General features: G+C 34.6%; 10 protein-coding genes. 8 read left to right on the forward strand and 2 right to left on the reverse strand.

Features of this window, described 5'->3' with window-relative positions; all coding sequences use genetic code 11:
* The 6 genes from hisC (at position 1) to VF726_RS20170 (ending at position 8,959) form a co-directional block, all read left to right on the forward strand.
* Entirely contained in the window at positions 1–1,101 is a 1,101-nt protein-coding gene (gene hisC, locus VF726_RS20145; RefSeq protein WP_427230154.1) for a histidinol-phosphate transaminase, read from the forward strand.
* Positions 1,094–2,194: a prephenate dehydrogenase gene (tyrA, locus tag VF726_RS20150; RefSeq protein ID WP_440171513.1), complete on the forward strand. Its 1,101-nt coding sequence runs from the start codon at positions 1,094–1,096 to the stop codon at positions 2,192–2,194. Before hisC ends, tyrA begins: the two co-directional genes overlap by 8 nt.
* A 16-nt stretch (positions 2,195–2,210) precedes the next feature.
* A complete protein-coding gene (aroA, locus tag VF726_RS20155; RefSeq protein ID WP_440171515.1) occupies positions 2,211–3,500 on the forward strand; it encodes a 3-phosphoshikimate 1-carboxyvinyltransferase in 1,290 nt (429 codons plus the stop codon).
* Between the two features lie 135 nt (positions 3,501–3,635).
* Complete coding sequence (locus VF726_RS20160; protein ID WP_440171517.1) at positions 3,636–4,793, forward strand: GNAT family N-acetyltransferase; 1,158 nt, start codon at positions 3,636–3,638, stop codon at positions 4,791–4,793.
* Positions 4,794–5,021: 228 nt separating this feature from the next.
* Positions 5,022–5,588: a TetR/AcrR family transcriptional regulator gene (locus VF726_RS20165; protein WP_427230149.1), complete on the forward strand. Its 567-nt coding sequence runs from the start codon at positions 5,022–5,024 to the stop codon at positions 5,586–5,588.
* A gap of 254 nt (positions 5,589–5,842) precedes the next feature.
* On the forward strand, positions 5,843–8,959 hold the full coding sequence (locus VF726_RS20170) for an MMPL family transporter (RefSeq protein ID WP_440171520.1): 3,117 nt from the start codon (positions 5,843–5,845) through the stop codon (positions 8,957–8,959).
* Positions 8,960–8,988: 29 nt separating this feature from the next.
* Here VF726_RS20170 and VF726_RS20175 read toward each other — a convergent pair whose 3' ends face one another.
* A complete protein-coding gene (locus VF726_RS20175) occupies positions 8,989–9,444 on the reverse strand; it encodes a stress protein (protein WP_440171522.1) in 456 nt (151 codons plus the stop codon).
* 218 nt (positions 9,445–9,662) lie between these two features.
* Here VF726_RS20175 and VF726_RS20180 point away from each other — a divergent pair, with 218 nt between their 5' ends.
* Both VF726_RS20180 and VF726_RS20185 read left to right on the forward strand, forming a co-directional pair.
* Positions 9,663–11,288 carry an ABC-F family ATP-binding cassette domain-containing protein gene (locus tag VF726_RS20180; protein WP_144611710.1) on the forward strand — a complete coding sequence of 542 codons (1,626 nt, stop codon included), beginning with the start codon at positions 9,663–9,665 and terminating at the stop codon, positions 11,286–11,288.
* A 517-nt stretch (positions 11,289–11,805) separates the two neighbouring features.
* Positions 11,806–13,779 (forward strand): LTA synthase family protein, encoded by a 1,974-nt coding sequence (locus VF726_RS20185; protein WP_440171524.1) that lies wholly within the window; start codon positions 11,806–11,808, stop codon positions 13,777–13,779.
* A gap of 58 nt (positions 13,780–13,837) precedes the next feature.
* On the opposite strand, the gene VF726_RS20190 is transcribed toward VF726_RS20185, so the two are convergent.
* Positions 13,838–14,509, reverse strand: a complete 672-nt coding sequence (locus VF726_RS20190) for a TerC family protein (RefSeq protein WP_440171526.1) — start codon at positions 14,507–14,509, stop codon at positions 13,838–13,840.
* Positions 14,510–14,511: the final 2 nt, after the last annotated feature.

Raw genomic sequence — 14,511 nt, forward strand, 5'->3', positions numbered from 1 at the left:
ATGCAAGTAAAAGATCAACTATCATCATTACAACCATATAAACCAGGTAAATCACCTGAACAAATGAAAGAAGTGTACGGAGATCATTCATTTGTGAAATTAGCATCGAATGAAAATCCATTCGGCTGCTCACCACGTGTTTTAGATGAGTTGCAAAAATCGTGGTTGGATCATGCTTTATATCCTGACGGAGGTGCTACAACACTCCGTCAAACAATTGCAAATAAGTTACATGTACAAATGGAACAAGTACTTTGCGGTAGTGGTTTAGATGAAGTCATTCAAATAATAAGCCGTGCAGTACTAAAAGCAGGTGATAACATCGTAACGGCTGGTGCAACATTCCCGCAATACCGTCATCATGCAATTATTGAAGGTTGTGAAGTGAAAGAAGTTCCATTAAATAACGGTGTATACGATTTAGACGAAATTTCGTCAGCGGTAAATAATAATACGAAAATCGTATGGATTTGTAATCCCAATAACCCAACAGGCACATATGTGAATGACCGAAAATTGACTCAATTCATTGAAGGGATTAGTGAAAATACGTTAATTGTCATTGATGAAGCGTACTATGAATACGTAACAGCAAAAGATTTCCCAGAGACATTACCGCTTTTAGAAAAACATAAAAACATTCTTGTACTTAGAACATTTTCTAAAGCGTACGGATTAGCTTCTTTCCGCGTTGGATATGCGATTGGACAGGAAGAGCTAATTGAGAAATTAAATGTCGTACGTTTGCCATTTAACGTATCTTCATTAGCGCAAAAAGCAGCGACGATTGCTTTTAACGATGAAGCATTTATCGAAGAAATTGTACGTGTGAATGCTGAGGGATTAAAACAATACGAAAGTTTCTGTAAGGAAAATGAAATTCCATTTTACCAGTCACAAACTAATTTCATCTTCTTGCCAGTTGAGGATGCTGGAGAGATTTATGAAGCTTGTGCACACGCAGGGTTTATTATTCGTCCGTTCCCGAATGGTGTCCGCATCACAGTCGGAACGAGGGAGCAAAATGAAGGAGTGATTTCAGTGTTACAACAACACTTTGAAAATAAAAAAAGAAAGTCTCGAGATGAGGCAAATGCGTAAAAAAGTAGTATTAATTGGAACAGGTTTAATAGGAGGCTCTCTTGCATTAGCAATTAAGAAAGAGCACGATGTAACGATAACAGGTTATGATATTTTTCCAGAACAAGTAGAGCGTGCAAAAGAATTACATGTAGTAGATGAAGTAGCAGTAGATTTACAGCGTGCATGTGAAGAGGCGCATTTAATTGTTTTTGCTTCTCCAGTTGAAGAAACGAAGAAGCTGTTACACAAATTAGCGTCATTTCGTTTACGAGAAGATGTTATTGTGACTGATGTTGGTAGCACAAAAGGAACAATTATGAACGAAGCGGAAGTTTTGTTTTCAAAGGAAGTTTCTTTTATTGGCGGACATCCAATGGCAGGTTCTCATAAAACAGGTGTTGAAAGTGCAAAAGCACATTTATTTGAAAATGCATTTTACATTTTAACACCGATGAAACATGTACAAAATGAACAAGTGAAAGAATTAAAAGGGTGGTTAAAAGGAACAGGATCACATTTTCTCGTTTTAAATACAGAAGAACATGATTATGTAACAGGGATTGTGAGTCATTTCCCGCATCTGATTGCAGCAGGATTAGTAAAGCAAGTTGAGAAGCATGCAGGTGATAATCCGCTCATTCATCAACTAGCTGCTGGAGGGTTTAAAGACATTACACGTATTGCATCTAGTAGTCCGAAAATGTGGAGTGATATTGTTAAGCAAAATCGTGAGCATTTAATGGTATTATTAAAAGAGTGGATCTCTGAAATGGAAGGTTTATATCATACAGTTTCTACCGGAGATGCAGGCGAGATTCAAAACTATTTTGCAGACGCGAAAGAATACCGTGACTCTTTACCAGTACGAAAGAGAGGGGCAATTCCTGCCTATCACGACTTATACGTCGATGTTTTAGATAAAGTAGGGGCATTGGCTCACATTACGAGTATTTTGGCGCGTGAGGAAATTAGTATTACGAACTTGCAAATATTAGAAGCTCGTGAAGGATTGCTTGGGGTATTACGTATTAGCTTCCAAAGAGAAGAAGATCGTATGAACGCAAAGCTAGCGCTTGGAGAAGAAAAATACCAAACGTATGAAACAATTTAAATGAGAAGGTGAAAACGTGAAGGAAAGAACGATACAACCTGTTAATAACGGATTAAATGGCAACATTACAATTCCAGGTGATAAGTCCATTTCACATCGCGCAGTTATGTTCGGCGCAATTGCAGAAGGAAAAACGACAATTAAAGGTTTCTTGCCTGGTGCAGACTGTTTAAGTACAATTTCTTGTTTTAAAGAAATGGGAGTAGACATTACGCAAAATGGTGATGAAGTTACTGTAGTTGGTAAAGGATTAGAAGGTTTACAAGAACCGAAAGCGGTATTAGATGTTGGTAATTCTGGTACAACAATTCGATTAATGTCAGGTATATTAGCTAACACACCATTTTTCTCCTGCGTACAAGGTGATGAATCTATCGCAAAAAGACCGATGAAGCGTGTAACAAACCCATTAAAACAAATGGGCGCAAACATAGACGGCCGAGAAGAAGGAACATTTACACCGTTAACAATACGTGGCGGAGATTTAAAAGCAATTGAATATATTTCTCCTGTTGCAAGTGCACAAGTAAAGTCAGCTATTTTACTTGCAGGTCTTCGTGCAGAAGGTGTAACAGCTGTTACAGAACCACATATTTCCCGCGACCATACGGAAAGAATGCTTGAAGCATTTGGCGTTAAAGTAACGCGCGATGGAAAAACAGTAAAACTTGCAGGTGGACAAAAGTTAACAGCAACAGACGTTCAAGTGCCAGGTGATGTATCGTCAGCTGCATTTTTCTTAGTAGCAGGCGCAATCATTCCAAATAGTAAACTAGTATTACAAAATGTAGGGATGAATCCTACTCGTACAGGTATTATTGATGTTTTAGAGAAAATGGGGGCTACGTTTACTATAGAGCCAATTAATGAAGGAGCATCAGAACCAGCTGCAAACATTACGATTGAAACATCTTCATTAAAAGGAATCGAAATTGGCGGAGATATTATCCCAAGATTAATCGATGAGATTCCTGTTATCGCCTTAGCTGCAACGCAAGCGGAAGGAATTACAGTAATTAAAGATGCGCACGAATTAAAAGTTAAAGAAACGAACCGTATTGATACAGTCGTTGCAGAATTAACAAAGCTAGGAGCCCGCATAGAAGCAACTGATGACGGGATGATTATTTACGGAAAATCACCTCTAAAAGGCAATACAGTAAATAGTTACGGTGACCACCGCATCGGAATGATGCTTGCGATCGCTGGATGTATCGCAGAAGGAAAAACAACAATTGAAGATGCAGAAGCAGTAGGCGTATCATATCCTACATTCTTCGAAGAACTTCAAAAATTAGCTAAATAAAGTAATGAGAAGCAGATACGACATGTATCTGCTTTTTTAATTGGATTCGTGTCGTTAAGTCAGTATAATTTCATTCACCGAACTGTAATGTTTAGAATTATGATACAATTCAAATAAGGAATGGAGGAGAAATATATGAACGTTATACGATTAAAAGAAGATAAGTTCAGAGAAGCATTACGTTTATCAGAATACGCTTTTCAATATAAAGTAGATGAGGAACGATTACAGCAACAACTTACAAAGATGAAGGAAAGTCATGAAATATACGGCATTATGGAAGGGAAAGACTTAGCAGCAAAACTACATCTTATTCCGTTTCATATTTACATAGGTAAAAAACGATTTAAAATGGGAGGCGTTGCGGGGGTAGCGACGTATCCAGAGTACAGAAGAAGCGGGTATGTAAAAGAATTGCTTCAACATTCACTTCAAACGATGAAAAATGACGGATATACTGTTTCGATGCTACATCCATTTGCCGTTTCATTTTACCGTAAATACGGCTGGGAACTTTGTGCAAATCGATTAGTGTGTCATATGACTAAGAGCGATTTAATTATGAAAAAACAAGTGAATGGTACTGTGAAACGTTTTAATAAGGAAAATCATCCAGAAGAAGTAGAGAAAATTTATGAAATATTTGCAGAGCGTTTTTCAGGGATGCTAGTCCGCGATGAAAAATGGTGGTTACAGGCTGTTTATGATGACTTAACATCAGCAATATATTACGATGAAAATAAAACGGCAGCTGGCTACATGTTATATAAAATAGAAAACTATAAAATGACAGTAGAAGAATTTGTTCCATTACATAATGAAGCGAGAAACGGCCTATGGAACTTTATTTGTCAGCATGATTCTATGATAAAAGAACTTGAAATGACAGTAAGTGAAAACGAACCGTTATTATACACACTGCAAGAGCCGCGCGTGAAGGCAGAAATAAAGCCTTATTTTATGGGCAGAATTGTAGATGTGGAGCAGTTCTTAAAACAATATGAATTGAATTGGAACAATGTACAACAAGAAGTGATCTTACATATTACAGATTCATTTGCTCCGTGGAATAATGTTACAGTGAGACTTGCAAATCATGAAATAACAATTATAGAAGAAGCAATGGATAAAGGAATCAAGCTAGATATAAATGCACTATCTACAATAATGTTTGGTTACAAACGCCCACTAGAACTTAATGAAATAGAATTAATTAGTGGAAGTGAAGAGGAAATACAAGCATTTGAGAATGTAGTACCTGTGCGTGAAGCATTTATTTATGATTTCTTTTAATTTGCATATATGAAGTCGGGCTATCCCAATGAAATTTTGGGATAGCTTCTTCTAACAGTATCAATTTTTATCGGTAATTCGATATATCAAGAAAATCGCTAATGTAATTTCATTCACAAACAAGGGATAAAACCCGCAACTATACTTGTCACACACTTGACTTTTAATCCATCTAATTTATAATTAAAAACGGAATGAATTTTCATTCCTGAAAATCGAGGTGAAAAAATGGCTAAAAACAAACAAGAAGACATTTTTGATGCTGCAATACAACTTTTTGCAGAGCGGGGTTATGATGGTACAACAATTCCGATGATTGCTGAAAAAGCAAAAGTAGGTGCAGGTACTATTTACCGTTATTTTGAAAATAAAGAGGCACTTGTTAATTCTTTATTTACGAAAAGTGTTTTACAACTATCGGAATTAATTAAAACCGATTTTCCGGTCGATGCAAATATTCGTGAACAGTTTAGCCATACGTATAACCGTTTATTTGAATTTGCAAGACAAAATGCGGATGCTTTCCTTTTTACAAATTCTCACTGTGATAGTTATTTTCTAGATGAACATAGTAATGAAATATTCGAGGACTTTATGGGCTTCTTCATGAACTTGATTGAAGATGGAATCGAAAAAGGTTTACTTCGTCCATTACCACCAATTGCTTTAATTATCATTGTATACCAACCAATTGAAAAATTAATTAAAGTTATGGAAACAGGGCAATTAGAGTATACAGAAGAATTGGTAAAAGAACTGGAAGAGAGTTGTTGGAATGCTATTAGAATCATTTGATTCTATAGCTTTTTAAGGACAGGAATGAACATTCATTCCGAGAAAAGTATTAAAAGAATAACAGGCGATGATAAACCTGTACAATTTAAGGAATGAATGTTCATTCCGGAATTCGTAGTTTAATAGAATTTAAAAGCAATGTAATAGAAAGATAGGAATGAACGTTCATTCCGAAAAAAGATATTTTTGAAAAAATAGGAATGAATATTCATTCCGTAATGAACGTGAAATTTTAATAGCGGGAGATGATTCAAATGAGCAAATTAAAAAGTTGGAGAAGTTTATCTTTACTATTATGGATAGTTATTACCATTACAATGATCGTAACGATGCCTAATATGGATAAATTAGTGAAAGAAAAAGGGCACATTACGATTCCTAATACAGAACAAAGTAGTATTGCTGACAAAATGATAAAAGAAATGGATAAAGATGGGGTAGAAAAGTATGACATTATAGCTGTTTTTAATAGTGGTAGTAAAACAGCTTTAACGACTGAGCAAAAAGAAGAAATAACAAAAACAATCAACGCTTTGCAAAATGAAAAAGAACAATTAGGAATTAAAGAAGTTGTTTCACATTTAGATAATAAAGACTTGGAGAAACAATTAGTTTCTAAAGATAATACGACTATTTTAACGCAAATATCGATAGATAAAAAACATGGTGAAATATCAAAAGTAACAAATAATCTTCATAAAAAAGTGCAAACGAAAGAGGTAAAAACGTATTTAACAGGAAGTGATTTAATAGCGGGTGATTTCCTTACATCCTCTCAAGAGGGAGTGAAAAAGACAGAAGTTATTTCTATCATTTTCATTTTAGTTGTATTAATCATTGTATTTCGTTCACCAATTGTTCCAATCGTTTCTCTTCTTACAGTTGGTGTATCCTATTTAGTTTCAATGGGGATTATTGCCCACCTTGTAGATCAATTTAATTTTCCGTTTTCCAACTTTACACAAGTGTTTGTAGTTGTTGTACTGTTTGGAGTTGGAACAGACTATAACATTTTATTATATACAAGATTTAAGGAAGAATTAAGTAAACAAGAAAATGCATTTTTAGCTACAAAAGAGACGTTTAAATCAGCAGGGAAAACCGTTTTATATAGCGGAATAGCAGTACTAATTGGTTTTGCATCCCTTGCTTTAGCTAGTTTTAAATTGTATCAATCTACTTCAGCAGTAGCAATTGGTGTCACAGTATTATTACTCGTATTAACTACGTTAAATCCATTTTTTATGGTGCTTTTAGGAAAAGGAATGTTTTATCCAGTTAAAACATTTAAAGGCCATGAGGATAGTCGTTTATGGGGATTTCTTGCTAAAAACTCAGTAGTAAGACCATTTGTCGCTTTAATCATCGTATTTGTGATATCGATTCCTTTCGTAATGAAATATTCTAACACACTAAATTACAATGATTTATTTGAAGTAGATAATAAATATGAGTCGAAAATGGGAATTAACGTAATAGAAGATCATTTCCCACCTGGTTTTTCTTCACCAAGTACGTTAGTCATTCAATCGGATAACAAGTTAGACGAGGCGAGTTCTCTTCAAACTTTAGATGAACTAACTGATAAGATTTTGAAAGTGAAAGGTGTTTCAGAAGTATATTCCCCGACGCGTCCAACTGGTGAAAAGATAAAAGAACTATATATTAATAAACAAGCTGGAGAACTAAATACAGGTTTAGGAGATGCCAATGGTGGTATAAAGGAAATTAATGATGGATTAACTACTGCGAAAGATAAAATGGGTAGTAAAGACTCAAATAGTCTTGCAAACGTTCAAAAGCTTATAGATGGAACAAACGAAGCGAAAAATGGAGTAACAGCATTAGGAACAGCTTTAAATCAACTTTCAAATGGTATAAATGATGGAGCACAAGGTGCGCAGCAAATTGAGAGTGGGTTAACTTCAGTAAATGAAAATATAAGTGTATTATCTAATGCAACGTCACAACTTCATGCTGGTTATGCGCAGTTAGAAAAAGGTTTAAGTTCGTATGATCAATACTTTGGAAGTATTTCTCAAGCAATTGATGGTGCGAAAAAAGGTTATGAACAAATTGAAATGTTAATGACCAATTTCATTCAAACGAAACCAGAATTAGCAAATGATCCGAACATACTACAAACGATAGGAATTGCTAAAGAGGCTCAAAAGCAATTAGGTGTGCTTTCAAATGAATTAAATCAATTAGCAACGCAGCATAAAGCAGCTATGGGTTCATTTAAAGAAGCGAATCAGTCATTATTGAAAGTAGATAACGGTTTAAAAGAAATGAACAATGGTGTTACTAAGTTACAAAAAGGCACTGGTGAGCTGAAAAATGGCTTGAATGAAGGTGCTACAGGTTCAAAACAAATTGCGAATAAATCAGCTGAGTTACAATCTGGTTTAACGAGAATAAACGATGGGCAAGGGCAGTTATTAACTGGACTAAAAGATTTGCAAGACCAGATGGGGCAATTACAATCAGGACTATCTAAAAGTACAGAAGGCCTAGAAAAGGTAAGTAACGGTCTAGGGGATGCTCAGAAATATTTAGGAGAACTGAATGAATCAAAAAGTTCTGAGAAATTTTATATTCCAAAAGAAGTTTTAGAGGGAGAGGATCTCCAAAAAGCGTTGAATACGTATATGTCACATGATAGAAAGACTGCTAAAATGACAATCATTTTAGACGTAAATCCGTATTCAAAAGAAGCGATGCCAATTATTGAAGAAATTAATAAAACGATAGACGGTACGTTAAATGGTACAGAATTAAATTTAGCGAAAAAAGCAATCGGAGGTACAACGGCTAGAAACGTTGATTTAAAAGAAGTAACAGGTCAAGACTTTTTACGTACAGCTACGATTATGTTAATTGGAATTGCGATTGTATTACTCGTTATTACACGGTCATTTTTAAATACACTCTTCATTATTGGATCTTTACTAATAGCTTATTTTGCATCACTTGGTATAAGTGAACAAATTAGTGCATACTTACTAAATGTAGAGTCATTAAGCTGGAATGTACCATTCTTTAGTTTTATTATGATTGTCGCTTTAGGTGTGGATTATAGCATTTTCGTAATGATGCGATATAATGAGCTAGAGGGAGACCCAGCAACGAAAATTGTAAATGCCTCTCGTCACATAGGGGGAGTTGTATTATCGGCCGCGCTTATTTTAGGTGGTACATTTGCTGCATTAATCCCTTCAGGTGTATTGACGCTTATACAAGTAGCATCTGTTGTTGGTGTTGCACTGTTACTGTTAGCTATCATTGTAATGCCAATATTGATACCTGCTTTAATAGGGTTAACGAGTAAAATGAAGGACTATACAAAGAAATTTAGTAAAAGAAAATAAAAGAATCCCCTTTTAAAAGGGGATTTTTCTTATTTAATAAATTTGTCCATCACATCTTTATATTTTGTAAATTCTTCATCCTTCATGTCGCCATTCATTTGTAAAAGAAAATTGCCTTTTTCGTGAGTATGGGAGAATAACATAGGAGCAGAATTTCCTAATTCATCGTAATATTTTTTAACTTTTTCTAGGTCTTCTTTCTTTGTAATTTCGAATAAACGACCACCTTTATCTTCAGCAACAGCAGGTAAGATAATACGTTTTCCTTCTTTTCGAAGATTGCCGAATTCTTTTTGTGGAAGATCGGTTGGATTTTCTGCTTGGAGACCAGCATTTTTAAATTCAGTGATAATTGAATCGACAGTTATTTTTGTTTCTTTTTTCTCTGGTTTTGATTCAGTAGGTGTTTTTTCATTGTTATTACTACATGCAGTTAAGGAAGCAAGAGATAAACATAATGTTCCAATTATTAATATTTTCTTCAAAATAAATCATCCTTAAATTGTGTATGTAACTTTAATATTATTAAAAACAAAGATTTTATTCGAGTTTGGAAAGAAAGGAATAGCAATCAACCGTTGCTATTCATCCATCTTCTACTATATAATAGCTATAGTCTACAATAATTGAGTCGTAATATGCGATTTTTTAAGACAATCGGTGAGAAAACGCTGAAATAAGCGGTATTAGTAGGAGGACACAAATGATTACAGTAAGTAACGTTAGTTTGCGTTTCGCGGATCGCAAATTGTTTGAAGATGTTAACATAAAATTCACGCCAGGTAACTGCTACGGTTTAATCGGAGCAAACGGTGCTGGTAAATCGACATTTCTAAAGATTTTATCTGGAGAAATTGAACCATCAACAGGTGACATACATATTACGCCAGGTGAGCGTCTAGCAGTATTAAAACAGAACCACTTCGAATATGAAGAGTTCGCAGTATTAGAAACAGTAATTATGGGTCACACGCAGCTTTACAAAGTAATGCAAGAGAAAAATGCCATTTACATGAAAGAAGACTTTAGTGATGAAGATGGTATGCGTGCTGCTGAACTTGAAGGTGAATTCGCTGAGCTTAACGGTTGGGAAGCAGAATCAGAAGCTGCAATCCTTCTTAAAGGTTTAGGTATTGGTGAAGATCTTCATGATAAGAAATTGTCAGAATTAACTGGGGCAGAGAAAGTAAAAGTATTACTTGCTCAAGCTTTATTCGGTAAACCAGACATTCTATTACTAGATGAGCCTACCAACCACTTGGACTTAAAAGCGATCCAATGGTTAGAAAACTTCTTAATGAACTTTGAAAATACAGTAATCGTTGTATCCCATGACCGTCACTTCTTAAATAAAGTTTGTACACACATGGCTGATCTTGATTTCGGTAAAATTCAACTTTATGTTGGTAACTATGACTTCTGGTATGAGTCAAGCCAATTAGCTTTAAAATTAACACAAGATGCTAATAAGAAAAAAGAAGAGAAAGTAAAAGAGTTACAAAACTTCATTGCACGCTTTAGCTCAAACGCATCTAAAGCGAAACAAGCAACTTCTCGTAAAAAATTATTAGATAAAATTACATTAGATGATATTAGACCATCATCACGTCGTTACCCATTCGTTGGCTTCACACCTGAGCGTGAAGTAGGAAATGACTTATTAACGGTTGAAGGTCTTTCTAAAACAATTGATGGTGAAAAAGTGTTAGATAATGTGTACTTCACTTTAAATAAAGGTGATAAAGTTGCATTTATCGGTCGTAACGATATTGCAATGACAACATTATTTAAAATTCTTATGGGTGAAATGGAGCCAGATAGCGGTTCATTCAAATGGGGTGTTACAACATCTCAATCGTACTTCCCAAGAGATAACTCTAAGTACTTTGAGAACAGTGACTCTAACTTAGTTGATTGGTTACGTCAATTCTCTCCACAAGATGAGTCAGAAAGCTTCTTACGTGGTTTCTTAGGCCGTATGTTATTCTCAGGTGAAGAAGTTAAGAAGAACGTTTCTGTATTATCTGGAGGCGAAAAAGTTCGTTGTATGCTATCTAAAATGATGTTAAGTGGTGCGAACGTAATCACACTTGACGATCCAACGAACCACTTAGACCTTGAGTCTATCACTGCATTAAACAACGGTTTAATCGCATTTAAAGGTACAATGTTATTCACATCTCATGACCATCAGTTCGTACAAACAATTGCAAACCGTATTATCGAAGTAACGCCAAACGGTGTAATCGATAAAGAGGCTACTTACGATGAGTTCTTAGAAAATGAAGAACTTCAAAAACAAGTAGATGCAATGTACAAAGGTCAATAATAAATGATGAAAACCCTTGCTCTCGTTTTGAGAGCGAGGTTTTTTTATAAATTTTATTTTTATGGATTATGAATAATTATTCGAAAATAATTTTATTGAAGGAAAGAGATTTGGATGTTGCACATAGAAGAATAGCTGAAGCATAAATAACTGAAGAAATATAATATACATTGAAAAAATAAATGTGATCAATTGTGAATTTATTATATTACATTAATGTTCCAGAACTGGAGACATATTTATTTGCGAAGCGGTGAATAAAAGTATATAGTATGTGATGTCATAATTAGTGGATGAATTTTGGGAGAAAACAGGAAATATTACAAATTTATTTTGTTAAATAGAAACCAAGGTCAAAATGCCTAGAAAGAAATAGTTGAATAAATACTAGCTTCAAATTATAATTACTAGTATTCTTCATATAGTTAAATAAATAAAATCTATTTGAAGATAAAAAATTGAATAGAGAGACAGACTTATAAAAAATAAGCCTTGGATGATCAAAAGAGGTGGAGAAATGAAACAATTCTTATTAAAGAGCAAAAGTGTGCTAAGCAATCATTTTGGATTCTTTCTGTTTGCCGTTATTTTATTCTGGCTCAAAACATATGCAGCTTATGTAACGGAATTTAATTTAGGTATTTCAAACACAATCCAAAAATTCTTGTTGTTTTTCAACCCGCTTAGTTCAGCAGTGCTATTTTTAGGACTTGCATTATTTGCAAAAGGGAAACGATCTTATATTTGGTTAATTGTTATCAACTTATTATTGTCGATTCTTTTATATGCAAACGTCGTATACTATCGCTTTTTCAGTGACTTTATTACGTTCCCGACGTTGACACAAACGAATAACTTTGGAGATTTAGGTGGTAGTATTGTTGCGTTGCTACATCTTTACGATCCGCTATACTTCTTAGATACAATTATTTTAATTGTGTTAGTAGCAACGAAATTTGCAAATCCAAAACCAATTCGTGTTGCGAAGCATAAAGTTTCACTAGTATTTGTAGCAGGTATTTTATTATTCAGTGTTAACTTAGGACTTGCAGAATCTGACCGTCCTGAATTATTAACAAGAACGTTTGATCGTAATTATATTGTGAAATATTTAGGGGCATATAACTATACGATTTATGATGGTATTCAAAGTGCGAAAGCATCAACGGAAAGAGCGTTAGCTGATGGAGATAATATGACAGAAGTAAGAAATTATTTAACATCAACTTACGCAAGTCCAAACCCTGAGTATTTCGGTAAAGGTAAGGGAATGAACGTAATTTATATTCATTTAGAGTCATTCCAAAACTTCTTAATTGATTATAAATTAAACGGTGAAGAAGTTACGCCGTTCTTAAACTCATTCACAAAAGATGCGAATACGCTATACTTTGATAACTTCTTCCATCAAACAGGACAAGGAAAAACGTCTGATGCGGAGTTTATGTTAGAGAATTCAATGTTCGGCTTGCCGCAAGGATCTGTTTTTACAACGAAATCTCATAACACGTATCAATCAGCACCAGCAATTTTAGGACAACAAGGATACACATCAGCTGTATTCCATGGTAACTATAAAACATTTTGGAACCGTGACGATATTTATAAATCATTTGGTTTTAATAAATTCTTTGATGCTTCATACTATGATATGAACGAAAAAGATGTAGTAAACTATGGATTAAAAGATAAACCATTCTTTAATGAATCCATTCCGTTATTAGAAACATTGAAACAACCGTTCTATACGAAGTTTATTACGTTATCAAATCACTTCCCGTATCCAATTGATAAAGAGGAAGCGACAATTGAACCAGCGAACACAGGTGACTCATCTGTAGATACGTATTTCCAAACAGCACGTTATTTAGACGAATCTGTAAAAGGTTTCATCGATTACTTGAAACAATCTGGTTTATACGATAATTCCATTATCGTTATGTACGGAGACCATTACGGTATTTCAGATAATCATAACGCAGCAATGTCAAAAGTAATGGGTAAAGAGATTAACTCGTTTGAAAATGCACAGTTACAGCGTGTACCTTTAATCGTTCGTGTACCAGGTGTGAAAGGTGGCGTACAACATCAATACGGTGGTGAAATTGATGTTCTTCCAACTCTTTTACACTTACTAGGAACAGATACAAAAAATTATGTTCAATTTGGTTCAGATTTATTATCACCAGATCATAAACAAGTTGTTGCGTTCCGTAACGGCAACTTCGTAAGCCCAACAGTTACTGCATTAAACGGCAAATATTATGATACAACAACTGGAAAACCTGTAGAATTTACAGATGAAATAAAACAAAATGAACAAATGGTTCAAAAATCATTAAAATACTCTGACCAAGTCGTAAACGGTGACTTATTACGATTCTATACGCCGGAAGGATTTACACCGGTCGATCGTTCCAAGTACAACTATAACAATCGTGATAAAAATAAAACGAAGGTAAAGACGACTGCAGACGGAGAAACGAAATAAATAGTAAAAAGCGCTACTCAGATGAGTAGCGCTTTTGTTTGTACAAATAACGTAGTCATTATACAGAGTTATCCTTAGTTTTTTGTTTCATTTTTCCAAAGAATACTACACCAGCAATGATAACAATGATAAACGCCCATTTAATGAAAGGGTTACTTTCGAAAAATGCAGCGAACCATTTCTCATCTACAATCATTTTCGCAGCAGTATAAGCTAAAACAGCTGCTCCAATCGTAATGATGATAGGAAAACGATCAACCCATTTTAAAATTAATGTACTACCCCAAACTACTACTGGAATAGAAACTAATAGTCCGATGATGACTAAAGAGAAATTGCCATGCGCGGCTCCCGCAACAGCGAGAACATTATCAATCCCCATTAATGCATCAGCTATAATAATGGTTTTAATAGCAGACCAAAATCCTTCTTCTGCTTTAATATCATGATCTTTGCCCTCAGCAATCAATTTGTAAGCGATCCATATAAGGAGTACACCACCAATTAGAAGTAGCCCGGGTATTTTTAACAACCAAACGACAACTAAAGTAGCGAGGGCTCTAATCGCGATTGCCCCGATAGTTCCCCATATAATAACTTTCTTTTGTTGATCTTTCGGTAATCGTCTTGCTGCTAATCCAATTACAATGGCATTATCACCCGCTAACACTAAATCAATTACAATAATAGCAAGCAAGGCTGACAAATATTCAGCTGAAAGAAAATCCATAT

The organism is Bacillus sp. Brlt_9 (assembly GCF_051948935.1).
In the GTDB taxonomy this organism is placed as follows: domain Bacteria; phylum Bacillota; class Bacilli; order Bacillales; family Bacillaceae_G; genus Bacillus_A.